This window comes from Leisingera daeponensis (assembly GCF_019801465.1).
Lineage (GTDB): Bacteria > Pseudomonadota > Alphaproteobacteria > Rhodobacterales > Rhodobacteraceae > Leisingera > Leisingera daeponensis_A.
Genome location: NZ_JAHVJA010000020.1, coordinates 1 through 26030, shown reverse-complemented (window position 1 = coordinate 26030; position 26030 = coordinate 1). Strand labels below are relative to the sequence as shown.

Here is a 26030-nt window from a genome sequence, read left to right as displayed (position 1 = left end):
TCCTACTGGTTGCGGATGAAGTCAGGGACGCCCAGCGTTCCGGCCAGGCGGGTGTTTTCCCGCAGGACGAGTTCGACATTGCTGTCCCGGACGGTCGGCAGCAAATGCCGCGCGCGGCGCACGGCCTCATAGTCCAGCGTCGCGGTGATCAGCTCTTCGCCGTCGCCGGCCACGGCTATTTCGCGGCCGAAGGGGTCAATGATCCGCGAGCCGCCCCAGAAATGCAGATCCCGCTCAGCGCCGGTCCGGTTGACCATGATGACCGGTGCGCCGTACATCATCGCGTAAAACCGGCAGGTCAGCGCCCAGCCGCCTGGATTGTCGAAATCCGCCCCCACGGCTTCGACCCCGGAGCTGACCGGGCAGACCAGGAGCGTTGCCCCGTGCAGAAATGCCAGATGCGCCAGCGCGGGATTCCAAACATCCGCACAGATCAGCAGCCCGGCATTCCAGGGGGGCGCAATTTCGCAGGTTTCGACAAACCGCCCGGCGGCGTAATGCTTGCCCTCTTCCAGCTTGCCATACGTGGGAAGGTTGATCTTGCGGTGCAGATGCGCCACCGCGCCGTCCGCCAGAATGGCGGTGGAGTTGTAGAATTGCGCCGCTGGCCCCTCTTCGATGAAACCCACGGTCACCGCCATCGGGCCGGCCGCCTGCGCCAGCGCTTCCAGGCGCGGATCGTGCCGCGGCATGGCCGCCTCAAGCAGCCGGTCCGGGCCGTAATGGCCTGTCAGGGACAGCTCCGGCAGCACAAGAAGGTCAATCCCGGCCTGACGCCCTTGTTCAATCCAGGAAAGGTGGCTGTCGAAATTGGCATCGACGTCACCGGTGCGGCTGGAAAATTGTGCAGCCCCGACTTTCAGCGCACTGGCGGTTTTCATGGCCTCAACCTTTCGGAATGGTGGGCCCGGGAGGCACGCCCCCCGGGCCGCAGGGCTTACATCAAGCCCTGTTCTTGGAGAAACCCGGCGGCAGCATTCTCGATCGAGGTCTTGTCGACATCGACGCTTGCGTTCAGCCGCGCCATGGTGGCGTCATCCAGCTTCGCCGCGACGCTGTTCAGCAGACCGGCAAGATCCGGATTGGCCTCCAGGACTTCGGACCGGATCACCGGCGCCAGCGCATAGGCAGGGAAATATCCCTGGTCGTCCTCAAGCACGACGAAGTCGAACGCGGGAACGCGCCCGTCGGTGGCAAAGACCAGGCCGACATCGACCGCCCCGTCTTTCAGCGCCTGATACACCAGCCCGCCGTCCATCCGCCTGATCCTGGCGCGGCTGAACTCAAAACCGTAGGCCTTCTGCAACGGTTTCAAACCGTCAGCGCGGGCATAGAATTCGGCGTTTGTGGCAAAGCTGATGTCAGCACCGACGTTCACAGCTTCGGCCAATTGCGACATGGTCGAGATGTTCTTCCCAGACGCATCCGCGGCGCGCATTGCCAGGGCATAGGTATTGTTGGCTTTCGAGGCGTCCAGCCAGACGATCCCCTTTGCGGCGTCCAGATCCTTAACACGCACATAGGTGTCTGCGGCGTTCAGCCTTTCCTCAACTTTGTTGTAGGTGATCAGCGAGGTGCCGGTGTATTCCCAATAGACATCGATCTGCCCGTTTTCCATGGCCTGGCGCACTGCGGCCGAGCCCATGCCGCCGCGGTTCTCCACGCTGTAGCCGTTGGCTTCCAGCAGCTGCTCGGTGATCGACGACAGCAATTGCTGTTCGGTGAAGTTCTTGCCGCCAACGACGATGTCCGCCGCTTGCGCGGAAAGCGCCAGCCCGCTCAGCGCGAGTCCGGCCAGTGCGGCTTTCAAGGTGAGTTTCAGGTTCAATTCTGCATCCTCCATTTTGCAGACGGGATCTTTCAGCGGAGAGGGTTCACACCCTTCGGAATTAGCCGCAGCTGGGCTTGCCCCATCAGGAAATCGACCATGATGGCCAGCAGCGCCGTCGGCAGCGCCCCGGCCAGAAGCATGCCGGTGTCCATCAGGGCGATGCCGGTGAAGATCAACTCCCCCAGACCGCCGCCTCCGATCAGGAACGCCAGAGGCGTGGTGCCGACATTGATGGCAAGCACCGTGCGGACACCGGAAAAGATCACATAGAGCGCGTTCGGGATTTCGACCCGCCACAGGATCTGGGCGCTGGTCATGCCCATGCCGGTCGCGGCTTCCTTCAGATGCGCGGGCACGGCAAGTAAACCGGCATAGGTGTTGCGCACGATGGGCAGAAGCGATGCAACAAAAAGCCCGAAGAACGCGGGGGGAAACCCGATTCCCAGCAGGGACATCGACAGGGCAATGACAGCCAGCGTGGGGATGGTGGTGCCGATATTGAACACCTGCATCAGCGGTTCAGCACGGCGCTCCATCGATGGCCGCGAGAGCCAGACGCCAACCGGAACGCCGACCGCGATGGCGGCACCGCCGGAAGCCCCCACAAGGACAAGGTGCTGCCGCGAGAGATAGGTGATGTCGGCCCAATAGGCGGTGATCTGCCCGGTCAGCCCCGAAGCCGAGGCCCAGATGCCCAGCAGGAAAACCGCGAAGAGGGCCGCGTTGCGCCCAAGGCTGGTGGAATGTGCCATTCTTCCCTCCTACGCGCTGCCGCCGGCCGCGCCGGCGTAGGTGGCGCGCAGCGCCGCGGTGACGGCCGGTTGCGTGACGACACCGGCATAACGGCCGTTGTCATCGGTGCAGGCCAGCCACATCGTGTCATTGGCGAACATTTCCGAGACCACGGCCCGCAGGTCCGCCCGCACAGGCACTTTGGCCGGCAGCGGATGCTCGAAATCGCTGACCTTGCCTGACGCGCCCGCGATCTCATCGGCGGTGACAAAGCCTTCGGGTCGGTGATCGCTGCCGATGACAATGGCGATCCGGCTGCCCGACACCGTCAGCTGCTCGCGCAGATCGGAAACCTTCATGGCGCGGGCCGCTACAGGCGCCTGCGCATCCACAACATCTTCGGCGGTCACCAGGCGCAGACGCTTCAGCGTGCGGTCGGTGCCGACGAAATCGGCGACAAAGGGGTTTGCAGGATGCGCCAGGATCTTGTCCGGGCTGTCGTACTGCTCGATCTTTCCGGCGCGGAAAATCGCAATCTTGTCACCCATCTTGACCGCTTCGTCGATGTCATGGCTGACAAACATGATGGTCTTCTTCAGCTCCGCCTGCATCTTCAGGAATTCATCCTGGATGATCTCGCGGTTGATCGGGTCGATCGCCCCGAAAGGCTCATCCATCAGCATCACCGGCGGATCGGCCGCCAGGGCCCGGATCACGCCAACCCGCTGCTGCTGGCCGCCCGACAGCTCCTTGGGGTAGCGTTTCAGAAACTGGTACGGATCAAGCCCCACCAGATCCAGCAACTCTGCCGCACGCGTCCGGGCTCTTTTCATGTCCCAGCCAAGCAGTTTCGGCACCACGGAGATATTCTCTTCGATGGTCATGTTCGGAAACAGGCCGATCTGCTGGATGACGTAGCCGATCTTGCGGCGCAGCTCGATATCGTTGAGCTTCCCCGTGTCCTCCCCGTTCAGGTAGATGCTGCCGCTGGTCGGGGGAATCAGGCGGTTGATCATCTTGAGGGCCGTGGTCTTGCCGCAGCCCGACGGGCCGAGCAGGATGCAGATCTCGCCCGTGGGGACTTCCATGTTAACCTTCTCGGCAGCAACCACGTTCCCGTTCGGCGTGTCGAAGGTCTTGGTCAGGTCTTCCAGTTGGATCATCGGGAGTGTCCTAAGTTCAGCGGCTCAGCGTTTCAGGCCGGCGGGGGTCAACCGTTTCTGGAGCTTCAGAAGAATCCAGTCGGCAAGAATGGCGAGGAGCGAGACCGCAACCGCGCCGGCGATCAGCTGCCTGGGGTCGGTCTGGGAAATCCCCCGGGAAATCAGCACCCCCAGGCCGCCCGCGCCGATGTAGGCCGCGATGGCTGCGACACCGATGTTCATCACAACGGCGGTGCGCACGCCGGCCATGATCACCGGAACCGCGATCGGAATTTCAACACGGGCCAGGCGCTGAAACGGTGTCATGCCCATGCCGGCGGCTGCTTCGCGGAGCGCCGGGTCGACATTGGTGATGGCGGTATAAGTGTTGCGGATGATCGGAAGCTGGGAATAAAGCAGGATTGCGATCACCGCCGGGAGCCAGCCGATGCCCTGCCCGATCAGCGACAAAACTGGGATCATCAGGCCAAAGAGCGCGATCGACGGGATCGTCATCACGATGGAGGCGGCATACAGGGCCGCGTCCGCCACCCGCTTGTTCTGGGTGATGGCGATTCCGATAGGCACCCCGGTCAGAACGGCCAGCCCGACAGCCACGGCGACGATTGAAATATGCTCCCCCGCCAGGCCCAGAATGACGCCGGCATTGTTGAGTATGAACTTCAGCGTTTCCATAGCCCCCCCTAACCTCCGGGGCATCGCCCAGAATGTCAGGTGATCTATCAGCGAACAGGCCCGGCGGTGTTACGCCACCCCGCCATCCTCTTGCATAATTCCGCCATATGTAAGCGGCCTTCTCTTCCGGACGGTCGAAGGCGTCTCGCCGAATCTGGCTTTGAAGGCCCGACTGAAATGCCCGGGGCTGGAAAAACCGCAGTTTTCCGCGATTGTTTCAAGATTCTCAGTGGAGGAGATCAGTGCACTGCGTGCGGCGCGCAGGCGCATATCCATATAGAATTCCGACGGACGCTTCCCCAGTTCCGCCAAAAACAGCCGTTCCAGGTGGCGTTCAGAAAGACCTGCCCGCTCTGCGATCCAGAAAATGCGGGCCGGTTCGGCGATGTAATTCTTCATGATTTCCACGGCGGTCGCGAGACGCGGGTCCGTGATCCGGTGCCGCCATTGCAGTGCATTGCGCTGCGCGTGCGTGGGCTGGCGGATGGGACCGTGCAGAAACTGATCGGCAACATCAATGGCGAGGTCATCGCCATCCAGCGCCGCGATCAGGGCAAGGACCATGTCCATCGACGACGTGCCGCCGGCGGCCGTCAATACCCCCCGGTCCCAGCAATAAAGGTCGTCGGACACCACTATGTCGGAATGCGACTGGCGCAATTCCCGTATCGCCTCCCAGTGCACCGCGACGCTGCGGTCCCCCAGGACCCCGGCATCGGCCAGAAGCAGTGTCGCATTGCTGACAGCGCCCATCATCCGGCCTTCGTTCCGCAAACGCCTGAGCCACCCCATCAGTCTTTTCGACGGGTAAGGGCGATCGAAGAGGCTGGCGACGACGACCGAAAAATCCGCATTGGGCGCGTCGTCAATGCCGAATTGCGCGGTCACTTCAAGCCCGTTGCTGCACCTGATCGGGCCAGGCCGGGTTGACGCCACAGACCACGAGTACCGTGCCTTTTGGGACAGCCGGTTGGCCGCGCGCAAAGGTTCGATGATCGAACTCAAGGCCATCATCGAAAAGCCCTCGATCACGAACAGCAGCACCGAGAACGGTTCTTCGGGGCCGTGCCCCGACAGGGACACCCTGAGCCTCGGGGAAATGCCGCGGTCCGGTGCAGCGGCGGCCAGCATATCGGGTTCAGTATCGGTCACGGGGTGCAACTCATTGTACCTGTCATGCCATCAAGCCTTGATCCATTGCGGCGGCATGCCTCTCACTTCCGGGGTATCCTCGGCAACGGTCCAGCGCGCACCGGCAGCCCGGCCGCAGAAGAAGCGCGGTTCCGCGGCCCGCATTCCGTGCTCCGCAGGGCCGTTGCGTCCAACTGATTCATGCTATTACCAGTTAACCCCGTCACAAGCAGCATTCATGATGAAACGGTGCAGGCATCTCGCGTCCTCCGACGTCAGCAGGCTGCCGTCCGAAATCGTGCAGTGCCACGGCGAGGGAAGGGAGGTTCCGAACGGAGCGGTCAGAATGCCTTCTGCCAGGTACTTCCGAGTGATGCTTTCGGGGGCGATTGCAACTCCGTAGCCCTCCGCGGCAAGCGCCAATGCGGTCGAGAACGCGCTGGTATGGGTCGTCTCGGGCACTGCAGACGGACCAAGGCCGAAGTGCGCCATCATGCCATGCCAGAATTCCGAACGCCCCAGGTTGTGGATCAGGCGCGTGCGCAACAATTGCTCGGGCGCCGTCAGGGGCAGCCCCTCGACCCGGTAACCCGGCGCGCACACGATCGCCAGCTGATCCTGCCACAGGCAGATGGTGTCCTTGCTCAGCCTGTCGCTGTGAACGTTGGTCAGGATGATGTCGGCAATAGTTGCAGGCTCATCCTGCCAGACGCGGCCATGAATGGTGACGGGCACGTCAGGATGGGCGGTGCCGAAGTCCGCCACAACGCGCGCCAGCCAGGTCTCCGCCAGGCTGACCGGACAGGAGATCACCACCTTCTGCCTGCCGCGGCTTTTCAGGATGGAGTCCGTCGCTTGCTCCACGATCGCCAGCGCCTGCTGCACATTGGGCAAATAGGCGGTGCCGAGGCTGGTCAGGCTCAGTGATCTGGGGTGCCGCGTGAAGAGCGGCCCGCCGATGAATTGCTCCAGAGCACGGATGTGGCCGCTGACGGCCGCCTGGGTGAGGTTGAGCTCCGCCGCCGCTGCGGTGAAGCTGAGCAGCCGCGCCGAGGCTTCAAAGGAACGCAGGTAATTCAGTTGCGGCAGGTTTCGCATCGGGCCTGTCATTGCGTTGGAAATCCACCCATTCCTTTCACATGACCTCATATTTGTCACCCCATTGGGGTGATTTAGTTCACGTGTCATGGCCCCGCCGCCAAGTTATGAGAAGCTGACTAGATAGAAGGACGGCACAGCATGGCACGAGAAGGACGCAAGGGCGGACGCCGCGGAGTAGCTTCGCGCAAAGGCGGAGCAATCGACCAGCTGCCCTGGAGCCAGTCGCGCTTGGCCTTTCCGTCGTTCGAATTCGTGAGCGAAGAGCAGCTGCAGAAGATTCACGACACCTCGATCCGCGTGCTCTCAGAGGCAGGCATCCGGGTGATGAGCCCCCGGGCGGCAGATCTGTTCGCCGCCGCCGGTGCGATCGTCGACCGCGACACGATGACGATCCGCATCGACGAAAGCATCGTGAATAAGGCGCTGGAAACCGTGCCGTCCGAGTTTTCGATGGTCGCGCGCAACCCGCAGAAGCAGATCTCGATGGGCGGCACGGCGATCAACTTCGGCCTGGTGGCCGGCCCTCCGAACACCCATGACTGCATCAACGGCCGCCGGGCAGGCAATCACCGGGACTACTGCAATTTCATCCGGCTCGCCCATCACTTCAACGCCGTGAACATCATCGGCAACCAGGTGGTGGCGCCGATGGAGCTGCCGTCGAACACCCGGCACCTCGACACCTATCTGGCCAACCTGACGCTGAGCGACCTGACGTTCCACTGCACTGCCATCGGCCGGGGCCGTGCCATGGACGGGATCAACATGATGGCGATCAGCCGCGGCATCCCGGTCGCGCAGATGGCAGAGACGCCGGGCGTCCTGACCGTGATTTCCGTGAACTCTCCCCGCCTTCTGGACGATGCGATGACCGACGGCCTGATCGCCATGGCGGAACACTCCCAGCCGGTCTCGATCACGCCGTTCACCCTGATGGGGGCGATGACCCCGGTGTCACTGCCCGCCGCGATGGCGCAGCAGAATGCCGAGGCGCTGTTCGGGGTGGTGCTGACGCAGCTGGTGAACCCGGGCACGCCGGTTCTCTACGGCGCCTTCACCTCGAATGTCGATCTGCGCTCCGGCGCTCCGGCCTTCGGCACGCCGGAAAACACCAAGGCTAACATCATTGCCGGGCAGCTGGCGCGGCGCTACGGGGTGCCCTACCGCACCTCGAACGCCAATGCATCGAACTGTGTCGATCTGCAGGCGGCCTATGAGACGATGATGTCGACCTGGGGGGCCACGCTTGGCGGCGCCAATCTGATCTACCATGCTGCAGGCTGGCTCGAAGGCGGGCTGACGGCCTCTTACGAAAAGTTCATTCTGGATGTGGAGATCATCCAGAACATCAAGGAATTCCTCAAGCCGATCGACTTCAGCGAGGACGAATTGGGCCTTGATGCGATCAAGGCGGTGCCCACCGGGGGCCATTTCTTTGGCGAATCCCACACGATGGAACGCTATGAAACGGCTTTCTACCGGCCGCTTCTGTCGGACTGGACCAACTATGAGAACTGGCAGGCTGCGGGCGCGAAGGATGCGCTGACCCGGGCCACCGCGCTGTGGCAGCAGGCGCTGGAGGAATACCAGCAGCCCGAGCTTGATCCTGCAATTGCCGAGGAGCTGGAGGCCTATGTCGCGCACAGGCGCGAGGAGATCGGGTCGAACGAACCCTGATCCGCGGGACCGGGAGCGTGCAAGTCAAACGAGCGGATGCCGAGGCCTTCAATGTCCTATGCTTACCAGGTCAAAGTCGCCGCGGCGCAGCCTTCCTCCGCCGCAGCCCCCAAGCGCTACGCCCTGCTGCTCCTGGGCTCCTATTCCGCCTTTGAGGTCATTTCCGTTATCGAGTGCCTGAGGCTGGCGAATAGTATGGATGGCGCCGCCCGCTACGATTGGCAGGTTCTCAGCGAAGACGGAAAGCCCCCGGTGTCGTCAAGCGGGGTGGCCCTCGAGGCCGGCGGGGCGCTGACGGATCTGAGCTGCCGGGATACCCTGATCGTCTTCGGTGGGGAGGAATTTGTCGCGGCAGGCACCTTGCCGGTTCTCAACTGGCTGCGGCGGCAGGCCCGGATGGGGGTCACAATCGGGGCGGTGAACAGCGGCACCTACACCTTGATCAAGGCCGGGCTCTTGCAGGACAGCGAAGTGGCCGCCCATTGGAATTGCCGCAATGCCTTGCAGGAAACCTTCTGCGGTTTGGATGTGAGCCATTCAATTTTCAGCCTGCAAGACAATCACTTCACTTGCGCCGGGGGCGTGGCGGTGGTGGATCTGATGCTGCAGATGATCTCGCAGGAGCAAGGGGAGGCAGTTGCGACCTGGGTCGCCGACAACATGGTCTGCTCGACGCCAAGAACCTCCCGCCACAATCAGGTTCTGTCCCGTTCCGCCCGGTTCGGCGACCGGAACGGCAAGGTCGCGGATGCGGTCCGGATCATGCAGAACTCGCTGGAATGCCCGCTCAGCCCAAGCGAAATCTCCGAAAGGATCGGCATTTCGACCCGGCAAATGGAGAGGTTGTTCTCCAAGTTCGCAGGCATGACGCCCAAAGCCTTCTACATGAAACTGCGGCTGGAGCACGCGCGCGATCTCTTGCTGCAAACCGAACTGAAGATCATTGAGGTGGCAATGGCCTCCGGCTTCAACAGCGCCACCCATTTTTCAAAGCTCTACAAGAAGCATTTCGGTGTTTCACCTCGTACTGAAAACAAAATCTGGGGCAGCAGATAATGGAACCGCCGCGCGAACCGGACAGGCTTCTGCGAACTCAGAAAGAGACTGCAGGCGCCATGGATACTCTTGTAAACTTGGGCTGTTCACCTGGGGCAAGACCCGCAGGCTTGCCTTGGCACTGCAATGTTTACAGTCCGTCACCCCGCTTTCGTTCCGGCATTGCTTCCGGATGGGAAAGACCTCGCACAGGAGAAGCTGGCCCGAACCGGACGCAATACGCCAACTGACCGTTGAAATGAACAGGTGTTTAACATGACAAAAATACTCATCGTGGAGTCCAACAGCCCTGAGGTAGTTGACCACAGAAGGGCCAGAAACCTGCCTGTTGCTTCAACATATTATGAGGCCGCTTTGCGGGCAAATGCTGAGCATCTGTCTGTCGCGGTAGCCGAACCCTACAGAACTCCACTGTCTCAGAGCGATTTAGAAACCGCAGACGGTGTTGTTCTTACCGGGGCGGGCGTGCCCTGGTCCGTCGAAGCGACTGAGGCCAGGGTCTTGCGGGAAGCAGGAGAACTTGTTTTGAAGGCAGGCCTGCCCGTAATCGGATCATGCAACGGTTTGCAGCTTGCTGCGCTCTTGCTGGGCGGCAAGGTGGGCACTTGTCGAAAAGGTATGGAAATCGGTCTAGCACGAAACATCAGGATGACACCGGACGGTCGCACCCACCCAATGATGGCGACGCGGTCAGACGGGTATTGCGTTCCCTGCGTGCACAGAGACGAGGTGCAAGAGCTTCCGCCAGGCGCCACGTTGATGGCATATAACGACCACAGCCAGGTTCAGGCGATGGTGTATGATGTCAACGGTGTGGATTTTTGGGGAATGCAATACCATCCCGAAATGCCAATCAGTTCCATTGCGGATTCTGTTTCCGACGAAACCAGCATCTTTATGAATGCCTCCAGTCTGGTTAGCGACTTGCGCATCGCTGAAACAGACCTTGATGCAGCGACCCGTCTGGGGGGCAAATCCGAAGAGCTATCCGAAAAAGCCAGAACGGCTGAAATTGCGAATTGGCTGGCTCACGTGCAAAAGGCCGTCGAATGAGATGAACGGACCTCCTGCTAAAAGCGCGGCTGTCGCCCTGGAGATCGGCAAAGATAGAAAGATCCCGACGGGCTCCGGGAGCCTGGCCATCGGTTTGTGCAAGACGGCTTGCAGTTTTGTAGGCCTCTATTGGGACCCTGAGGTTGTTCCGCCCGGTTGTATCGGCGCGGCGGCTGGTGAGGTTTTTCTCCGGATGTGCAGGTATGAAGCAACGGGCAAATTACATGAAACTGCGGTTGGAGCCCGTTCTGCCTGACTGACAGGCAGCGTCACGATGCGGCCAGCCCGGCTCCTCCAGCTGCTCCCGGTCCGGCAGGTCGCTCAGGGACTCCAGCCCGAAGGCCGCCAGGAACTGCCCGGTGGTGACGAAGGTGTAGGGCGCCCCGCGCCGGTGGCGATCAGGCCGCGGGCGTGCAGCCGGCCGGTCAGGTCCCGGCTGATTTCCTTGCCGAAGATCTCCTTCAGCCCGTCGCGGGTGACCGGCTGGTGGTAGGCAATGGCCGCCAGCACCGCCACGTCGAATTCGCTCAGATCCAGCCCCTGCCCGCCGGCATCCGCCGCCGCCCGGATCGCCGGGGCTTAGGCGGGCCGGGTGTGGAGCATCCAGGCGCCGCCGGTGCAGGCACTCGTAGCAGACCGGCCATTACTCCCGATTGATCAAACCGGCTTTCTTTAGAAAATCTGCTGCCACCTGTTCGATGGATTCCCTTTCAACATCAACGCGGGCATTCAGCTTGGCCATTGTCGCATCATCGAGCTTGGACGAGAGGGCATTCAGCAGTCCGCCGATACTTTGGTTGGCTTTCAGCGCTTCGATACGCGCGACCGGTACCAGCGCATAGGCTGGAAAGAAGCCCTGGTCATCTTCAAGCGTGACCAGATCGAGTGCGGGGATTTTCCCATCAGTCGCAATGACGATGCCCACATCAACATCGCCGTTCTTCAGGGCCTCATGGATTAGGCCAGCATCCATTCGAACGACCCGGTCGCGAGGGATTTCAAAACCATAGGCTTTCTGGAATGGCTTCAGCCCGTCGGGGCGCGCATAAAATTCGGTGTTTGCTGCCAGTGTCAGGTCGGGATTTCCGTTCAGGCGGGCCGCAAGATCGGAATCCGTGGCGATACCCAGTTCCCTGGCCCGATCCGACCGCATCGCCAAGGCATAGGTGCTGTTGGCCCTGGACGGATTCAACCAAACGATACCCTTAGCGGCATCCAGTTCCTTTACCCTTATATAGGTTTCGTCAGCGTCCAGCCTTTCGGCCACCTTGTTGTAGGTGATCAGCGACGTGCCAGTGTACTCCCAGTAGACGTCGATCTGGCCGTTTTCCATAGCCTGGCGCACTGCGGCCGAGCCCATGCCGCTCCGGATATCGACGTCAAAGCCATTGGCTTCAAGCAATTGCGCCGTCATCGACGACAGCAGAAATTGTTCGGTAAAGTTCTTTCCACCGACGGTGATTTCGTCAGCCTGCGCAACACCGGCGAACATGGCTGCTACCGCGACGACCATTTTCAGGAAACGTAGACGCATTGATATTGTCCTTTTCTGGGGGGATGCACATCCGGCGATCAGTGCGTTGTGCCGATGTTTGGGTGCGGATACGCCTCAGCGCATCCGGATTGCGATATTCTTGGTCTGAACGTAGTTAAACAGCGCCTCGCGGCCCTTCTCGCGGCCGTACCCGGATTTTCCAACCCCGCCAAAGGGGGTTTCGACGCCGCCAGCGAACCACTCGTTAACAAAGATCTGCCCGCCACGAATGGCGCGGGCCGCGCGTGTGGCACGGTCCAGATCGGCGGTAAAGACGCCACCCACCAGCCCGTATTGCGTACCGTTGGCGATTTCGATCGCCTCGGCATCGGTGCGGAACGGCAGGACGGTCAGGACCGGGCCGAACACTTCCTGCTGTGCGATCTCGCTGGCTGGCGATACCCCTGTGACTACTGTCGGCTCCAGAAAGGCACCGGGAATATTCAGGCTGCGGCCTCCGGCAACCACCTTTGCCCCATCGGCTCCGGCACTGGAAACCATGGCCAGCGCGCGGTCGCGCTGTGCCAGGGAAACCATCGCGCCCATGGTCGGGCCGTCCGTACCGCGGTCAATGCCCGGACCAACCGACAGGCTATTGGCGAGTTTTGCCGCGCGCTCGACAAGTTCGTCATGGCGGCTTTGGTGGACGATGACCCGGCTCATCGCCGAACAGATCTGACCGGCGTTAAAGAAGATCCCATATCGCATGTCGGTCTCGAATGCGTCGAGATCGGCATCGTCATGCACGATGGCAGCGGACTTGCCGCCCAGTTCAAGAATCGACGGCACCACGTTATTGGCCGCCGCGCGCGCGATGGCCACGCCGGTGGGCACCGAGCCAGTAAAGACGACCAGATTGACATCCGGATGCCCCGCCAGCGCCGCACCCGCTTCGGGTCCGTGGCCGCAGATCACGTTGACCGCACCGGGCGGCAAGCCAACCGCCTCCGCGGCGCGGGCCAGCCAGGCGTTGCTCAGCGGAGTCAACTCAGGGGTCTTGACGATGCAGGTATTGCCCGTTGCCAGTGCCGGCGCCATCGAGCGGGCTGTCATCTCGAACGGAAAGTTCCAGGGAACGATATGCGCGGTCACGCCGTAAGGTTCATAATCGGTGAAATCCAGATACCCTGCACCAAGCGGGATCGACCGGCCTTCGAGGGTATCGGCCTGATTGCCGTAGTATTCAAAGAACCGCGCCGCGCCCGAAACCTCGATCCGGCTTTCCCAAAGCGGCTTGCCCTGTTCAAGCGTGAGGGTGCGCGCGATGTCTCCAGCGTTTTCCTCGATAAAACGGCCCATGCCCTGCACGAGTCGGGCACGCTCGACCGGGCGCATATCTTTCAATGCGCCCGAGTCGTGGACCCGGCGGGCGGCGGCGACAGCGCGGTTCACGTCGGCGGCATCTGCCATGGCTTGCCGACAGAGAACCGCACCCGTTGCAGGATCTGTCACGTCAATCGGAGCAGCCCCCCCGGGGATCCATTCGCCATCAATGTGGTTGCTCCAGAAAGACTCGAGTTGCGGCATCATGTGTCCTTCCAACTGTGATTTTCAGCGCCATTGGCGAATGGGCTCCACTCAGGCGATCAGGTGTCCAACCAAACGGTTGACAGATCCTGGATCAGATCGGGCCGAATGTTCAGATTTTTCACCTTTGGCTGACTGTGAATGAAGACCTTGCGCCAGAACGGCTGCACGATGACGCCGGAATCCTGAAGCTTGGCCTCGATCTTCACCATCAGCTCGCGCCGCTTGTCGACGTCGACGATTGTCAGCGCCTCAGCGAGCATTGAATCGAATTCAGCATCTGCATACCCGGTTTCGTTCCAAGCGCCATCTGACTGATAAGCAAGCGCCAGAACCTGAACGCCAAGCGGCCTCTGCGCCCATTGCGTCAGGGAAAACGGATACTTGGTCCAGTCATTCCAGAATGTCGCGCCCGGCATTATCGTCCGTTTGACGCTGAACCCGGCATCGCGCAGCTGCGCACCGACCGCGTCTGCCGTAACCAGATCGTAGCCGTCATTGAGAGAAATGATTTCGTGTTCGAAATCGGTCTGGCCCGCTTCTTCCATCAGCGCGCGCGCCTTTTCGACGTCGCGCCCGACCACGGGAAGATCGGCGTATTCCGGGTGAATTGGCGACACATGGTGGTTTTCCCCGATGGTGCCCGCCCCGTTATAGCCCAGTTCAAGGACGATACCCTTGTCTACCGCAAGCTGAACGGCGTTGCGCACACGCTTGTCATCATAGGGCGGGCTGTTCACGTTCATTCGAGCAACAATCGTGCTTGCGGTCACGGCTTCGTGCTGTACCAGGCCGTTGGCGACCAGGAGTTCGGCAAATTCCGGGGATGTTTCATAGTTCATATCGACATCGCCCGCGTCGTACGCCGCGATCAGCAGTGAAGGATCGGTTCCAGTGTCGATGAATTCGATCCCGTCAAGGTGCGTCTCGCCGCCCCACCACTGTCCATTCTCGCGCCGTTTGACGATGGCCCTACCACCGACCTCGAACGACACCAGTTCGAACGGACCGGTGCCAACCGGGTGAGCAACGTAATCACCACCTGATAAATCGAAATCGCGATGGACAAGCAACGCCGGGTAATCCGACATGCCCGGAATCAGCGTGATATCCGATTGCGAGGGCGTCAGCTTGACGGTGTAATCGTCGATCTTTTCGATTGCACCCGCCCGTGCCTTGCCGGTTTCGGGGTCGATCAGCGACCCCATGCGGGCCGCCATGGAATTGCCTTCGACCGACTTGTCGCACCATCGTTCCAGGTTGGACACGACGTCATCGGCGGTGAAGGCTTCGCCATTGTTCCATGTCACACCTTTACGCACATTCAATGTGTATTCGGTCGCGTCGTCGTTCGCCGACCACGCTTCCAGAAGCATCGGTTTGAACGTCGCGTCCGGTTCATAGCTGACCAGCGGCTCCATGATGGTGCGCGCGATGTTGGACATCTGCGTCCAGTCGAAGGTGCGCGGGTCCTTGGGTTGCAATACGCTCATCGAAATCCGCAGGATGCCACCCTTTTTCGGGGTTTCGCTCTGGGCCGATGCCGGCAGCGGAAGACCGGCCATGGCGAAAGCAGACGCGGTGGTGACCCCCAGGGCACTGGCTGTGGTCAGAAACTCGCGCCGATCCATCCGGCCGGCGCGCGCTGCATCGGCCATTTCATGAACATGGGGTGAAATGCTTGATCCAGTTCGGGTCGTGAGCTTCATGTCATTCTCCTGTTGAATTTCAGTCAGATGATCCGGCCGGCAAGGGACCCGCCTGTGACCGTTCCTTGATCTTTTCCCGCATCATCGTGCTGACTGTGTGGCAATCAGTGCGGGGCTGTCGCGCCAGCGCGTCGGCGACCAGGTTTGCATTCTTGGCCGGGTGGTTCTGGTGCAGTTTGAAGATCGCCTCGTGGGACTCGACCACAAGGTCGATCCCGACAATTCCCGGCAGCAACTGATCGGCATAGTCCGCGGCATCATGATCCAGCGTCCACCTGCCGCCAACACGCGGTTCATGCCAATCTGCAGTTCTTTTCAGCAGATCCTGCAACCGGTCCCGATCCTCAAAGATCACTGCGCGGCAATGCAGATGTACGGCCATGTAGTTCCATGTGGGAACCGCAGGCTTTTCACCGTACCATTCCGCCGAGACGTACGAGTTGGCACCCAGCCAGGCCACTGTAAGGTCCGGTTTGGCCACGAGCCTCCGCACCAGCGGGTTTGCCCGCGCGACATGGGCCTCCAGGCGCAGCCCGATGAGGGATGCCTCGGACGCGTCGCCCCCGCGGGCGGCGCGCAAAACGGGCACATGCGTGATATCAATCCCATCCTCGTCGGCATGAACCAGCGACGCCAGCCCCTGATCGTCGATAAACCGGATCAAGGGCCCCACGCGCGTTTCACCAAATGCAGCGGGAACGTACATTCACGGAGCCCGCAGCGGCGGGGTCGATCCGTCCAATGTCAGCAGCGGACCATAGGCATCGGGCCGCCGGTCGCGGAACACTCCCCAATCGGCCCGCATCTCGCGGATCGCTTCCAGATCGAAACTATGGGTCATGAAGGTGTCGCTGGTCTTGTCGCCGCGCTGCAGAATCTCGGCCCTCGGCCCGGCGATAAACGCTTGACCCCAAAAGGTCGTCTCGCCCAGGTCGCCTTTTTCATAACCAACGCGGTTGGACGCAACCAGCGGGGTCACATTGGCGCCGGCGTGGCCACGCATCACGGTTTCCCAGTGCTCGTGGCAGTCCGAGCCGATTCCAGTCGGATAGAGCAGGATTTCTGCCCCCATCAGGCACATGATCCGCGCGCTTTCCGGAAACCACTGATCCCAGCAGATCGCGGTGCCGATCCGGCCATAGGCGGTGTCGAACACCTTGAACCCGGTATCGCCGTAGCTGGTATAGATCTTTTCGAAACAGCCCGGAGGACCACCAGGAATATGGGTCTTGCGGTAGATGCCAAGCACCTCGCCATCAGCATCTACGACAGCCGTAGTGTTGTAATAAGCGTTGTTGGCTTTCTCAAAAAAGTTGACCGGGATGACGACGTTGTTGTCTTTGGCCACCTTGCGCATCCGGGACACGGTAGGCCCGTCAACAGGCTCGGCGAATTTGAAGTATTCGCTTTTCCAGTCCATGAAAGCAAAAAAGTGGTGGGCAAACATCTCTTGCGGCAGGACGATCTGGGCACCGGCGGCGGCGGCGTCGCGAATGATGCCTTCGGCCTTGGTGATATTTTCTTCCCAGTCCCAGCTACAAGACATCTGGGTTGCGGCGACGGTGACGTTCATGCGGTCTCTTTCCCTGCAGGTTTATGGATGGTGGCATTTGCCAGGCTGTCGCTCAGAACGCTCACGATCTGGGCGATTTCTTCGTCGGAGACGATTAGCGGCGGGCTGATCGCCAGGGTGGCGCCGATCTGGCGCAGCAACACACCGCGGGTCTCTGCCTCGCGTAAGGTTTGCGCGGTGATTTTTTTGTCATGCAGCTCTACCCCGGCCATCAGTCCCGCAAGGCGGACGTCGGCAACCGCGGGGTTCGATTTCAACGGCTCGAGCGCTGCTTCCAGCATGCGCGACCGATCCATCACCACCGCGGGCAGATCCATTTCTTCGTAGATCGCGATCGCTTCCAGAGCGACGGCACAACCGACTGGGTGCCCGCCATAGGTGAATCCATGGCCGAACGTGCCAAGGTCATGCGCCCCGGCCGCGATCGCGTCATGCACCCGATCCGATATCGCCAAGGCAGACAGCGGAAAATAGGCCCCCGTCAACTGTTTTGCCATGGTCATCAGGTCCGGTTTCAGCCCGTATTTCTCGGACGCGAACCAGGCCCCGGTACGGCCGAAGCCGGTGATGATTTCGTCGGCGATCAGCAGGATGTCGTGCCGGGCCAGAACCGCTTGGATCTCCTCCCAGTAGCCGTCCGGCGGCGGCAGCACACCACCGGAGCCGATGACCGGTTCACCAATGAAGGCCCCAATGGTGTCTGCTCCGGCCTGTTCGATCAGAGCTTCCAGTTCCCGCGCCCGGCGGCACGAGAATGCACGTTCGGTTTCCCCGGGCTTGGCATCGTGCAGATAGCTCGGCCGCCCGGTGCGCAGCACTGCGACATCCGGGAGGTCAAACCCGTCATGACAATAAGACATGCCGGTCAGGCTGGCGCTGATAATTCCCGACCCGTGATAGGCGGCGTCTCGGGCGATGATGCGTTTCTTGTTCGGCCGCCCCCTAGCGTTCCAGTAGTACCGGACCAGTTTTGCCGCCGTATCGACCGCCTCGGAGCCTGAACAGCCAAAGAAGACGTGGTTCAAATCGCCCGGCAGCAGGCTGGCCATCTTGGCGGCAAGCTGTTCGGTCGGTTGTGCCGAGCGCCCCATGAAGCTGTGGTAATAGGGCAGTTGCCGCATTTGACCCTCGGCGGCGGCGATCAGCCGGTCGTTTGAGAACCCCAACGAGGCACACCACAATCCGCTGACGGCGTCCAGATAGGTGTGGCCATCGGTGTCAGTGACGCAACACCCTTCGCCCGACATCATGACGGTAGGGCCATGGGTGCGGGCCGCGACGGGGTCGGTAAACGGGTAAAGCTGTGCCATTTTTCCTCGCATTTTTTGACACCTTGCAGCCATCCGTGACTTCTGACAAATTCATAATTTTCCCGCTTTGAATTCCTGGAGGGAATGCAAAATGCGCCGTCTGCCCTCGCTCAATGCCCTGCGTGTTTTCGAATGCGCAGCACGGCACGAGAGTTTTACCAAAGCCGGCGAAGAATTGCTTCTGACCCAGTCAGCGGTCAGCAAGCAGGTTGTCCGACTGGAAACAGAACTAGGACAACAACTGTTTATTCGCAGCCACCGCAAAGTCACCCTGACGGAAGCCGGGCAGCTGGTGATGCAGGCCGTCAACGCCAGTTTTGCCGGTCTGCGTCATCGGTTGGATGAGATTACGATCCAACGCCCAAAACATCTGCATATCGTGGCAGATGCGGATTTTGCCCAGCAGTGGTTGTTTCCGCGCCTGCCGGGGTTCGACGCAGCCCATCCTGATCGCCGCCTGATTTTGCAATCAGAATCCTCGCTTACCGAGCCGCCAGAGATGCCCTATGATTGTGATTGCGCTGTTTTATGGGGGCGTGGCGACTGGCAGAATTGCCGGGTCGAGCCACTTTTCGCCAACTCGGTGTTTCCTGTCGCGGCACCAGGATTTTTTGATAGTGATGGCGGACAGCCCAACCTGTCGGACTTGCAAAGCAACATGCTCATCCATGATCGGTCTTCCTACTGGTGGCGTACCATTCTTAGTTCTGCGAACGTTCGCATAAAACCCGACGACGGGCGAACTTACAGTTCCACAACGCTATGCCTTGAAGCCGCGGCGCGCGGCGATGGTGTGGCAATCGGAGACGAAGTGACCACGCGCGCCTATCTGGAAACTGGCAAGCTGGTATTGCCGTTCCGCATCCGGCGTCCTTCGCCGGACGCATATTTTCTTCTCCTGCCTGCAACGGACACGGGCAACCCAACCGTCGAGGCGTTTGCGTCCTGGCTGGTTTCGCAAGCCGCGGCCCACAGCCGCTGGTTTTCTGACTTTTGGAACTGATCCAAAGATTTTCGACTTTGCAGCCGAAAGGGCGAAGGCTCCAGCGCCGTTGCGACGTTTCCTTCTATCTCAGCTTCAAGAGTTCGTCCCTGAAGGTTTCAGCCGGTGGGTGCCATCCAAGGCATTTTCGGGTGTGCCTTTCAAGCGGTCGCAAATCGGCTTCAAGTAGCGGTCTTAGAGCGCGGCCACAGGCGTATCCCGCGGCAGATGCCAGTGCGCCCGCTTGTCGGGGTCTTTCCGAGGTTCTTGACAGGTTGACGGAGAGCGGCGACATCGTTCGCGGATTAATGAGGCAAGGATTTCCCTGAGCCCGCATTCTCGAACAGGCTGCTCGATGACTGCCTGAGAACGCTTTCCAAAGGAAATCCGCCTTACGATCTGCCGCTTTCTTGCCACCGAACTGGCTCTCGGTTTGCTCGGAGAACATTCGAACTCCTTACCATTCCATCTGCCAAATGGCGATTTGGAATTCTCGCTGCACGGCGTTGGTCGTCCGTGATATGATCCCCGAAAACGCCCCCGCTTTTGATTAGAGTCATCCGCAGAGAATCCCTGGCTGGGAGAGGAGCGGAAACGCATGAAGGCATCGAAGTTCACGGACGCGCAGAAGGCGTTCATCATCAAGCAGGCGGAAGACGGCACGTCCTTTGCCGAGGTTTGCCGCAAGGCAGGGATCAGCTCGAAAAGCTGAGGTGTCCGTCAGATCAAGTCTGAAGTTATACACTTTACATGACCGGTCTGGCGACATCGGCTGCAACGCAGCGATGAGAGTGCCGCGCCTGCAAGCGGATGCTGCGTCAGCAAACAGCCGGATAGGCAGCGGCGGCTTTGTCCGGCTCACTGCTAGTCCAAGCCCGACCAGGCGAACGGCCTCGTTCTCCGAGATCAGCCATTCACGCCCGGCGCGGCGAAATCTTGGTGAGAGCCCACTCTACCGAATGCTGCGCCTGATCTCAGCGGTAGCTAAAGGGGAGTGATTCACGCCGACTTCGCCGTTCGTGCCAAACGTCGCGCAGGCTCGGTCAGTGCTCAAAGTTCTGGTTGCCTTTACTTTGAGCAGGTGCCCCCTTGAACGTCTGAGTTCTTACTTCGGAATTAAGAACTTCTGGCAATGGGTTTGAGGGCAATAGTCTTGCGTGAGTGGCAAGGGGGCTTTCCTGAAATTTCTGCATGACCTTCGCATTTAGCAAGGTAATGTAGGCTGAAGAATAGGAAAGTGTTTTTATTCAGTGACTTGAGGTATTTTTTATTGTACGAAATGATTTTTCAAAAAAGTTGTAGCTAAGGGGAGGCGGATCTAGGCAGATCGCTTTGAAGTTGTGGGAGCCTTACCATGACAAAGAGCGGTATTATTGAAGAACTGACCGGGAAAGCCTTGCCGGACGTTGCATTACCTGCAACCGACGGCACCGAAGTGGGCCTGGCGCAGCTGTCAGGGATAACCGTTGTACACGCCTATCCGCGTACCAGCCCACCGAATGAGCCGCCGATCGAAGGATGGGACCAGATTCCCGGGGCACGTGGCTGCACGCCGCAGTCGAAAGGATTTGCGGAGCATTTTGACTCGATTTTAGAGGTCGGCGCCGCACGCGTATTCGGGCTGTCGACGCAGGACACAGGATATCAGAAAGAGGTCGTGGAGCGCTTGGCGCTACCGTTTCCTATCCTGTCTGACGAACAGTTGGCGCTCGCCGGGAAACTGGGATTGCCAAGGTTTGAGGCGGGTGGATTGACACTTCTGACCCGGATCACACTAGTCATCGAGAATGGAGTGATCCGGAAAGTATTCGCCCCGATTGAAGACCCGGCAGGCAACGCTGCCGCCGTCGCCGCTTATCTGACCTAATAGGTAACTCCCATCGCAGAGCCGCTAGGGCAGCTTGGCGGCCCTGGCCGAATGCGCGCAGGTTTCAGGACAACACAGATGAAGTGTTTCAGTTCAATCGGCATCGGTTTTGGACCCTCCAACATTTCGTTGGCCATCGCCTTGGAGGAACAGGGATCATTGGAGGCGCTGTGCCGCTGGGCGCTGACGGTGCCGGGCCATGATCCCTCCCGCTTCATCAGCCCCTCTGCGCTGATGATTTCTTTGGGGGTGACCCTGATGCGGGGCAGAGCCGAAGGCCGCGAGGCATTGACCGGCTTCGATATCAGCAGCGAGGCCTTTAAGGTGCATCTGTCCGGAGGCAAACTGCATACCACGGCGGTTACCTCGCCAAAGACAGGCTTTATGCTGTCAGGCACAGGCAACACGCTGGCAGAAGCGGTCTACGGCAGTACCCGTTTGGCGGATCTCTCTGCCAAAGGGATCGTTCACGTGGAGGGCGACATAACAGCAGCCGAAGACTTTCTTTCTCTCTTCAGTCTCCGCCGCGATACATGAACTTTGGCGGATTGCATATCTGTATTTGCCGTCCGTCAGTAATGCAACTCAAGCGAGAAGAAGTGCCAAAGCAGTAGTCTCGAGTGCTCATAGCCGGTTAGATGTTCCAAGGCGCGCTTCGTCTGCACGGAAATGCCGCGGGTGCAATGCGCACTCCCTCTATCCAGGAACCAGAAACGTGAGGTCCAGCAAACAATGGCCACGATCACCGATCCCGATGATTTCTTCACCAAGGGCTGCGGCCGGTGCGACAGATTTGCCACGCCCGATTGCTCTGCCAGGCAATGGACTGAAGGCCTTGATCTGCTGCGCCGCATCTGCCTTGGCATGGGGCTGCCGGAAACGGTGAAATGGGCCCATCCCATGTACATGTTCGCAGGCCGCAATATCGCGCTTGTCACGGCCTTCCGGGATGACTTCCGGCTGACCTTCATGAACGCGGGACTGCTGGAGGACACCGAAGGCGTTCTTGAGCGGCAAGGGCCGAACAGCCGGACAGCGGGAATGATCCGCTTCACCAGCGCCAGGCAGGTGGCCGGATTGAAGCCTGTGATCCAGGCATACCTTCAGCAGCTTATGGATCACGCCGAGGCAGGCACGAAGCCGCCCAAAACCCATGCCGAGATCCTCATGCCTGACGAACTAGGCGACGCATTGGACGCAGATCCGGAGCTGTCCGAGGCCTTTTATGCCCTGACGCCGGGGCGGCAGAGAAGTTATATGTTCAACCTCAGCCAGGCCAAGAAATCTGCAACCCGCATTGCCCGGATAGAAAAATTCCGAGACAAGATTTTCGCTGGCAAGGGAGCAATGGAACGTTAGGCAATCAGCTTTCTTGCGGTTTGCATTCAATGGAAATTCCTACGCTCCGCAATGTGGGGCGTAAGTGATGCCAACCTGCTCTTTCGTTTGAATGCGGCGAGTACCGCAGTCCGGCAATTCAATGATAGTTAGGGTATCTGCTAACTTTAGTTGACACCGGGCGCCGAGCGTTATTACTTAGGTGCATGTCTAAGTATGATTCCACTCTGGACCTTTGCTTCTCCGCACTCGGGGACCCAACTCGGCGCGAGATCCTCCAACGTCTTGCGCGAGGTGAAGCATCTGTCAGCGAGTTGGCCGCGCCGCATGACATGGCTCTGCCATCTTTCATGTCGCATCTGAAGAAGCTGGAAGCAGCCAACCTCATCACATCGAAGAAGCATGGCCGTACCAGAGTTTGTGAACTGTCTCCCGGTGCGTTCACGCCGGCCAAGGACTGGCTGAGCGAACAAAGTGCAATCTGGGAGGGGCGGCTCGACCGCTTTGACGATTACATCGGGAACCTCACGCAGGAGCGCAACAAATGAAACTCGATCCGAAAACCGACCTGACATTCACGCGCACACTCAACGCGCCGCGCGCTTTGCTGTGGGAATGCTGGACAACGCCTGAGCACATCAAGAATTTCTTTGTGCCCAAGCCGCATAGTATCGAAGCGTGCGAAATTGATCTGCGTGTCGGGGGCAAGTTCAATACGACGATGAATGTCGAAGGCAACCTGATGGAAAACGAGGGCGTGTTTCTCGAGATCGTGGAAGACGAACGACTGGTCTTCACCGACACATACAGTGAAGGTTGGAAGCCCGCCGCCGATCCTTTTATGACTGCCATCGTCGAGTTTGCAGACGATGGGAATGGCGGCACGACCTACACAGCAACCGCACGGCATCGTTCTCCTGAAGCCCGCCAGAACCATGAGAACATGGGGTTTTACGACGGCTGGGGCACAGTCGCGACGCAGCTGGAAGAATACGCTCAATCTCTCAAATGATGAAAAGAAAGTGCGGCTCTGCCGGCATCCGTCTCATACTGCATGAAATTATTGGCGATGCGGTGAAAGTATAGGCTGTCCTCAGGCAGGTGTTCGTGCGTGGCTTGTTGAATGCCGGAACAGCGCCCCTTGAGTATTTTGAAAAACCGCCGCCCGGTAGATTAGATTGGGCGGCGGCGCGATCAGATCTTGCTCGCCGAAACCAGTAACATCATCGGCCGCTCCAGTTCTTCGGCCAGGAAAGGGTTCTCTGCAATCTGCTCAGGTGTGGGCGCAAACTCTTCCACCCGGCACAGTTCGAAACCCGTCCCGATCAGGGTGCTGATGGTTGTTGCCAAGGTCCGGTGGTGCTTAAGCACCCCCTTCGCGAACCAGTCAGTACGGCGCTCCAGTACTGCCTGCCACGCTGCGCTAGCGGTGTAGCGCGTCTCCGGTAGACCCGCCTCTCCCTCTTCGCAATGCAGGGCTTCCGCCGTCAGTACGGCAGAAGCCCCTAAGCGCGAGCCAAATTTTGGTTGTTGGTTTCGGTTTCCGCAGCCACGTCAGCATCACTCAGTGATGATTTCGACGTCTGTGTCCGTTCCCGTCTCAGTACCGGGGTTTGCATCAGATCCGGTTTCTGCCCCGGCCCCGGCCTCTGGATCCGGTTCAGCGTCTGTAGCATCGTCACTCGATGTCGCCGCGTTGCTATCCGTGGTTGCCTTTTCCTCCATGTCGGTGCCACTAGCGGCCGCGGGGCTACCCATGAGATCAGCCATCATCAAGTCACCATCGACGCTTTCAGCCCCGGACTCATCAAATTCGGGGGTCGCACGAAGTTCTTCCTCGGTGAGGTTCACAATCAAGTTCCGTCCGTCAGGATCAAAGTCGAACGCGCTGATGGGCAGCGAGACCGTGTATTCACCCAAGCCCAGGAAACCGCCGACACCGATTACCGCCTGACCTTCGTCGTCACCGCCTGATGGCCCCAGGACGTAGTCGATCTCGCCTACATCATCGCCATTTGTGCTCAGAACATTGAGGCCAATGAATTGATCCACGGTCATTTCTTCAATGGTCATCGAATTATTCATCGCATCCGTGCCCAAATCTGTAACGGCTTGACCCGTGGCGGGATCGGTAGCGGGTGCAGTTTCTTGTGCAACTGCTGGTGCGGCCAGAAACGATGCAAGGGCCGTACTGATCATTAGTTTTTTAAAGGACATGGTCTTACCCTCCTGCAGTAGAGAAGTTGATATGGCAAGAACGTTATGCGGCCTTAATCGGTTCCGTGTCGGGACAGGCTAAGCGCTTGTGATAGCCCGCTATTGCGAAAAGCCGCTTCGGGCTGGGCAGTTTTCGGCCATTTTTCGCCCAGGCCAATGAGCATGCCCCCAAGTCGGAACTGCTGTACAGTTATGAGTGTTGTCCTACTGACTTGATCAAAGGAGAAGGCAATGCCACTTCCCAATCCCAGACTGGAACAGCTTCATTCCGAACTCTGCGCAATTCTGACTGAACGCCAGGGCGAGCGGATCCGAACTCAAAAAACTGACAGCGCGGGTATCCAGCTGCTTGACCAGGCATCTGCCGATATCAGGAGCTGGACAGAGGATGCCAGCCGAATTGGAGCAGATCCCGAAAATGAGGAACAGCTGTTTGAATTGGTAGAGCGGGCTAGGGCGATCAGCCTGAAGCTCAGCACAGACTGAATGTGATGTGGCAAGTTGGCCGGCGTCTGCAGGTTGACCATCCCGCCAAATGACCGTCAGCAGATCGCCTCTGCGGCCGCGGAGTATTAACCGGTGCCCACACAACGGTTTTTCGGCCAGCACCTCCCCGGCCATGCCGTCCGCAAAGCGGACTGGAAAAAAGAGACATATCGGCAGCCGTCGATTGTTTTGTCCCGCCGCTGATGCCGCCAAGCTCATTCGCCGGCTTCGGCCCTCTCTTCCCGCAGGAATCTCCGGATCATTGGCAGCAGCTCCGGCTGTTCTAAAATGGTCAAATGCGTGGTGCCGGGCAGTATGGCCAGCTGCGCATCCGGGATGGTCCTCGCCAGATGCAGAGCATGCTCAGGCAGGATAAAATCATTGTCCCCGTTCACAACCAGCACAGGCACCGTGATTTCCTCGATCTGCTCATCCGGCCAGCCCCAGCCCGAGGTGATAAATGCGGTCAGCTTCTGCATTGTTTCCGGCGCAGTTGCTGCGCCGCCCGGGTTCTTCTCCGCGATCTCAGCTGCCATCCGGGCAAAGTCCTCCTCGCTGGGCATCAGCGCCAGGACTTCCGGCGGCGGCTGATAGCCCGGTTCTTTCTGCATACGGATGATGCCGGGGACAAAGCCCCCGGGCCTTGCGGCCGCGGAAATCACGGTCAGCGAGGCTACGCGCTCCGGGGCGTTCACGGCTAGTTCCAGGCCCAGCATGCCGCCGGCCGAGAAGCCGACCACATGGGCCTTCTCCACTGACAACGCGTCCAGCACCCCGAGGGTGTCGCGGCGCATGGCTTCCAGCGTGATCGGGGTGCTATTCAGCGGCGTATGGCCATGCCCCTGCTGCTCGACGCCGATCACTGGCCGGTCCCGCGCCAGCTCAGGGGTCATTGCGCCAAAACTTGAGGCAAAGGTCATCATGCCGCCGTGCAGCATCAGGACCGGCGCCCCGCCCGAACCCGGGTCGCCATGCACCTCGTAATGGATTTCATGGCCATCCACGCGGACAGTGGCGGCCTGCGCCAGCGTTGCCAGCAGCAGAGAAGCTGCCGCGCCTAAAGCAGTG

26 protein-coding genes and 2 pseudogenes are annotated in these 26030 nt (G+C 59.9%); 11 read left to right on the top strand and 17 right to left on the bottom strand.

Features of this window, described 5'->3' with window-relative positions:
• Positions 1–2 precede the first annotated feature (2 nt).
• The 7 genes from KUV26_RS22330 to KUV26_RS22300 form a co-directional block, all read right to left on the bottom strand.
• Positions 3–881 carry a nitrilase-related carbon-nitrogen hydrolase gene (locus KUV26_RS22330; RefSeq protein WP_222510092.1) on the bottom strand — a complete coding sequence of 293 codons (879 nt, stop codon included), beginning with the start codon at positions 879–881 and terminating at the stop codon, positions 3–5.
• Positions 882–937: 56 nt separating this feature from the next.
• Entirely contained in the window at positions 938–1843 is a 906-nt protein-coding gene (locus tag KUV26_RS22325; RefSeq protein ID WP_261400070.1) for a glycine betaine ABC transporter substrate-binding protein, read from the bottom strand.
• A 17-nt stretch (positions 1844–1860) separates the two neighbouring features.
• Positions 1861–2583 carry an ABC transporter permease gene (locus tag KUV26_RS22320; RefSeq protein WP_222510091.1) on the bottom strand — a complete coding sequence of 241 codons (723 nt, stop codon included), beginning with the start codon at positions 2581–2583 and terminating at the stop codon, positions 1861–1863.
• A gap of 9 nt (positions 2584–2592) precedes the next feature.
• The gene (locus KUV26_RS22315; protein ID WP_222510090.1) at positions 2593–3726 is read right to left on the bottom strand and encodes an ABC transporter ATP-binding protein; all 1134 of its coding nucleotides are present in this window, start codon (positions 3724–3726) and stop codon (positions 2593–2595) included.
• A 24-nt stretch (positions 3727–3750) separates the two neighbouring features.
• Positions 3751–4401 carry an ABC transporter permease gene (locus tag KUV26_RS22310; protein ID WP_222510089.1) on the bottom strand — a complete coding sequence of 217 codons (651 nt, stop codon included), beginning with the start codon at positions 4399–4401 and terminating at the stop codon, positions 3751–3753.
• 69 nt (positions 4402–4470) lie between these two features.
• Positions 4471–5553 carry a GlxA family transcriptional regulator gene (locus KUV26_RS22305; protein WP_222510088.1) on the bottom strand — a complete coding sequence of 361 codons (1083 nt, stop codon included), beginning with the start codon at positions 5551–5553 and terminating at the stop codon, positions 4471–4473.
• Between the two features lie 186 nt (positions 5554–5739).
• Positions 5740–6642, bottom strand: a complete 903-nt coding sequence (locus KUV26_RS22300; RefSeq protein ID WP_222510087.1) for a LysR substrate-binding domain-containing protein — start codon at positions 6640–6642, stop codon at positions 5740–5742.
• 129 nt (positions 6643–6771) lie between these two features.
• Here KUV26_RS22300 and KUV26_RS22295 point away from each other — a divergent pair, with 129 nt between their 5' ends.
• The 3 genes from KUV26_RS22295 (at position 6772) to KUV26_RS22285 (ending at position 10419) form a co-directional block, all read left to right on the top strand.
• The gene (locus tag KUV26_RS22295; RefSeq protein WP_222510086.1) at positions 6772–8310 is read left to right on the top strand and encodes a trimethylamine methyltransferase family protein; all 1539 of its coding nucleotides are present in this window, start codon (positions 6772–6774) and stop codon (positions 8308–8310) included.
• A 51-nt stretch (positions 8311–8361) separates the two neighbouring features.
• Positions 8362–9366, top strand: coding sequence for a GlxA family transcriptional regulator (locus KUV26_RS22290; protein WP_222510085.1), 1005 nt, complete (start codon positions 8362–8364; stop codon positions 9364–9366).
• 255 nt (positions 9367–9621) lie between these two features.
• Positions 9622–10419 carry a glutamine amidotransferase-related protein gene (locus KUV26_RS22285; RefSeq protein WP_222510084.1) on the top strand — a complete coding sequence of 266 codons (798 nt, stop codon included), beginning with the start codon at positions 9622–9624 and terminating at the stop codon, positions 10417–10419.
• A gap of 220 nt (positions 10420–10639) precedes the next feature.
• Here the strand turns inward: KUV26_RS22285 and KUV26_RS22280 are convergent.
• The 7 genes and pseudogenes from KUV26_RS22280 to KUV26_RS22250 form a co-directional block, all read right to left on the bottom strand.
• A pseudogene (locus KUV26_RS22280) lies at positions 10640–11043 on the bottom strand (SMC-Scp complex subunit ScpB); the annotation flags it as partial.
• A 19-nt stretch (positions 11044–11062) separates the two neighbouring features.
• Entirely contained in the window at positions 11063–11953 is an 891-nt protein-coding gene (locus KUV26_RS22275) for a glycine betaine ABC transporter substrate-binding protein (RefSeq protein WP_222510083.1), read from the bottom strand.
• A gap of 75 nt (positions 11954–12028) precedes the next feature.
• Positions 12029–13480 carry an aldehyde dehydrogenase family protein gene (locus KUV26_RS22270; protein WP_222510102.1) on the bottom strand — a complete coding sequence of 484 codons (1452 nt, stop codon included), beginning with the start codon at positions 13478–13480 and terminating at the stop codon, positions 12029–12031.
• Positions 13481–13539: 59 nt separating this feature from the next.
• Positions 13540–15189 (bottom strand): ABC transporter substrate-binding protein, encoded by a 1650-nt coding sequence (locus KUV26_RS22265; protein ID WP_222510082.1) that lies wholly within the window; start codon positions 15187–15189, stop codon positions 13540–13542.
• Positions 15190–15208: 19 nt separating this feature from the next.
• Positions 15209–15895, bottom strand: coding sequence for an FMN-binding negative transcriptional regulator (locus tag KUV26_RS22260; protein ID WP_222510081.1), 687 nt, complete (start codon positions 15893–15895; stop codon positions 15209–15211).
• Positions 15896–16762, bottom strand: a complete 867-nt coding sequence (locus tag KUV26_RS22255) for a carbon-nitrogen hydrolase (RefSeq protein ID WP_222510080.1) — start codon at positions 16760–16762, stop codon at positions 15896–15898. It abuts the gene before it with no gap.
• A complete protein-coding gene (locus tag KUV26_RS22250) occupies positions 16759–18084 on the bottom strand; it encodes an aminotransferase (RefSeq protein WP_261400069.1) in 1326 nt (441 codons plus the stop codon). The genes KUV26_RS22255 and KUV26_RS22250 overlap by 4 nt, the downstream gene beginning before the upstream one ends.
• 79 nt (positions 18085–18163) lie before the next feature.
• On the opposite strand from KUV26_RS22250, the gene KUV26_RS22245 reads away from it, so the two are divergent.
• The 7 genes and pseudogenes from KUV26_RS22245 to KUV26_RS22215 all read left to right on the top strand — a co-directional run bounded on the left by KUV26_RS22245 (position 18164) and on the right by KUV26_RS22215 (position 23271).
• A complete protein-coding gene (locus KUV26_RS22245) occupies positions 18164–19075 on the top strand; it encodes a LysR substrate-binding domain-containing protein (protein WP_222510078.1) in 912 nt (303 codons plus the stop codon).
• A gap of 577 nt (positions 19076–19652) precedes the next feature.
• Positions 19653–19754: pseudogene (locus tag KUV26_RS22240) on the top strand (transposase); the annotation flags it as partial.
• Between the two features lie 654 nt (positions 19755–20408).
• Positions 20409–20921, top strand: a complete 513-nt coding sequence (locus KUV26_RS22235) for a peroxiredoxin (protein ID WP_222510077.1) — start codon at positions 20409–20411, stop codon at positions 20919–20921.
• A gap of 78 nt (positions 20922–20999) precedes the next feature.
• The gene (locus KUV26_RS22230; protein WP_222510076.1) at positions 21000–21458 is read left to right on the top strand and encodes an alkyl sulfatase C-terminal domain-containing protein; all 459 of its coding nucleotides are present in this window, start codon (positions 21000–21002) and stop codon (positions 21456–21458) included.
• Positions 21459–21653: 195 nt separating this feature from the next.
• Positions 21654–22280 carry a YdeI/OmpD-associated family protein gene (locus KUV26_RS22225; RefSeq protein WP_222510075.1) on the top strand — a complete coding sequence of 209 codons (627 nt, stop codon included), beginning with the start codon at positions 21654–21656 and terminating at the stop codon, positions 22278–22280.
• 185 nt (positions 22281–22465) lie between these two features.
• A complete protein-coding gene (locus KUV26_RS22220) occupies positions 22466–22807 on the top strand; it encodes an ArsR/SmtB family transcription factor (protein ID WP_222510074.1) in 342 nt (113 codons plus the stop codon).
• The gene (locus KUV26_RS22215; RefSeq protein ID WP_222510073.1) at positions 22804–23271 is read left to right on the top strand and encodes an SRPBCC family protein; all 468 of its coding nucleotides are present in this window, start codon (positions 22804–22806) and stop codon (positions 23269–23271) included. Before KUV26_RS22220 ends, KUV26_RS22215 begins: the two co-directional genes overlap by 4 nt.
• A 182-nt stretch (positions 23272–23453) precedes the next feature.
• On the opposite strand, the gene KUV26_RS22210 is transcribed toward KUV26_RS22215, so the two are convergent.
• Both KUV26_RS22210 and KUV26_RS22205 read right to left on the bottom strand, forming a co-directional pair.
• On the bottom strand, positions 23454–23609 hold the full coding sequence (locus KUV26_RS22210; RefSeq protein ID WP_261400068.1) for a hypothetical protein: 156 nt from the start codon (positions 23607–23609) through the stop codon (positions 23454–23456).
• Positions 23610–23819: 210 nt separating this feature from the next.
• Complete coding sequence (locus KUV26_RS22205) at positions 23820–24476, bottom strand: PRC-barrel domain-containing protein (protein WP_222510072.1); 657 nt, start codon at positions 24474–24476, stop codon at positions 23820–23822.
• A 231-nt stretch (positions 24477–24707) separates the two neighbouring features.
• Here KUV26_RS22205 and KUV26_RS22200 point away from each other — a divergent pair, with 231 nt between their 5' ends.
• Positions 24708–24962: a hypothetical protein gene (locus KUV26_RS22200; RefSeq protein WP_222510071.1), complete on the top strand. Its 255-nt coding sequence runs from the start codon at positions 24708–24710 to the stop codon at positions 24960–24962.
• 215 nt (positions 24963–25177) lie between these two features.
• On the opposite strand, the gene KUV26_RS22195 is transcribed toward KUV26_RS22200, so the two are convergent.
• On the bottom strand, positions 25178–26030 hold an 853-nt coding region (locus KUV26_RS22195; protein ID WP_222510070.1), incomplete at its 5' end, for an alpha/beta fold hydrolase.

What these genes read in the sequence shown, in the direction of transcription:
- KUV26_RS22330 (WP_222510092.1), bottom strand. Translation starts at nt 881, where the DNA reads ATGAAAACCGCCAGTGCGCTGAAAGTCGGGGCTGCACAATTTTCCAGC.
- KUV26_RS22325 (WP_261400070.1), bottom strand. Translation starts at nt 1,843, where the DNA reads ATGGAGGATGCAGAATTGAACCTGAAACTCACCTTGAAAGCCGCACTG.
- KUV26_RS22320 (WP_222510091.1), bottom strand. Translation starts at nt 2,583, where the DNA reads ATGGCACATTCCACCAGCCTTGGGCGCAACGCGGCCCTCTTCGCGGTT.
- KUV26_RS22315 (WP_222510090.1), bottom strand. Translation starts at nt 3,726, where the DNA reads ATGATCCAACTGGAAGACCTGACCAAGACCTTCGACACGCCGAACGGG.
- KUV26_RS22310 (WP_222510089.1), bottom strand. Translation starts at nt 4,401, where the DNA reads ATGGAAACGCTGAAGTTCATACTCAACAATGCCGGCGTCATTCTGGGC.
- KUV26_RS22300 (WP_222510087.1), bottom strand. Translation starts at nt 6,642, where the DNA reads ATGACAGGCCCGATGCGAAACCTGCCGCAACTGAATTACCTGCGTTCC.
- KUV26_RS22295 (WP_222510086.1), top strand. Translation starts at nt 6,772, where the DNA reads ATGGCACGAGAAGGACGCAAGGGCGGACGCCGCGGAGTAGCTTCGCGC.
- KUV26_RS22290 (WP_222510085.1), top strand. Translation starts at nt 8,362, where the DNA reads ATGTCCTATGCTTACCAGGTCAAAGTCGCCGCGGCGCAGCCTTCCTCC.
- KUV26_RS22285 (WP_222510084.1), top strand. Translation starts at nt 9,622, where the DNA reads ATGACAAAAATACTCATCGTGGAGTCCAACAGCCCTGAGGTAGTTGAC.
- KUV26_RS22275 (WP_222510083.1), bottom strand. Translation starts at nt 11,953, where the DNA reads ATGCGTCTACGTTTCCTGAAAATGGTCGTCGCGGTAGCAGCCATGTTC.
- KUV26_RS22270 (WP_222510102.1), bottom strand. Translation starts at nt 13,480, where the DNA reads ATGCCGCAACTCGAGTCTTTCTGGAGCAACCACATTGATGGCGAATGG.
- KUV26_RS22265 (WP_222510082.1), bottom strand. Translation starts at nt 15,189, where the DNA reads ATGAAGCTCACGACCCGAACTGGATCAAGCATTTCACCCCATGTTCAT.
- KUV26_RS22260 (WP_222510081.1), bottom strand. Translation starts at nt 15,895, where the DNA reads ATGTACGTTCCCGCTGCATTTGGTGAAACGCGCGTGGGGCCCTTGATC.
- KUV26_RS22255 (WP_222510080.1), bottom strand. Translation starts at nt 16,762, where the DNA reads ATGAACGTCACCGTCGCCGCAACCCAGATGTCTTGTAGCTGGGACTGG.
- KUV26_RS22250 (WP_261400069.1), bottom strand. Translation starts at nt 18,084, where the DNA reads ATGCGAGGAAAAATGGCACAGCTTTACCCGTTTACCGACCCCGTCGCG.
- KUV26_RS22245 (WP_222510078.1), top strand. Translation starts at nt 18,164, where the DNA reads ATGCGCCGTCTGCCCTCGCTCAATGCCCTGCGTGTTTTCGAATGCGCA.
- KUV26_RS22235 (WP_222510077.1), top strand. Translation starts at nt 20,409, where the DNA reads ATGACAAAGAGCGGTATTATTGAAGAACTGACCGGGAAAGCCTTGCCG.
- KUV26_RS22230 (WP_222510076.1), top strand. Translation starts at nt 21,000, where the DNA reads ATGAAGTGTTTCAGTTCAATCGGCATCGGTTTTGGACCCTCCAACATT.
- KUV26_RS22225 (WP_222510075.1), top strand. Translation starts at nt 21,654, where the DNA reads ATGGCCACGATCACCGATCCCGATGATTTCTTCACCAAGGGCTGCGGC.
- KUV26_RS22220 (WP_222510074.1), top strand. Translation starts at nt 22,466, where the DNA reads ATGTCTAAGTATGATTCCACTCTGGACCTTTGCTTCTCCGCACTCGGG.
- KUV26_RS22215 (WP_222510073.1), top strand. Translation starts at nt 22,804, where the DNA reads ATGAAACTCGATCCGAAAACCGACCTGACATTCACGCGCACACTCAAC.
- KUV26_RS22205 (WP_222510072.1), bottom strand. Translation starts at nt 24,476, where the DNA reads ATGTCCTTTAAAAAACTAATGATCAGTACGGCCCTTGCATCGTTTCTG.
- KUV26_RS22200 (WP_222510071.1), top strand. Translation starts at nt 24,708, where the DNA reads ATGCCACTTCCCAATCCCAGACTGGAACAGCTTCATTCCGAACTCTGC.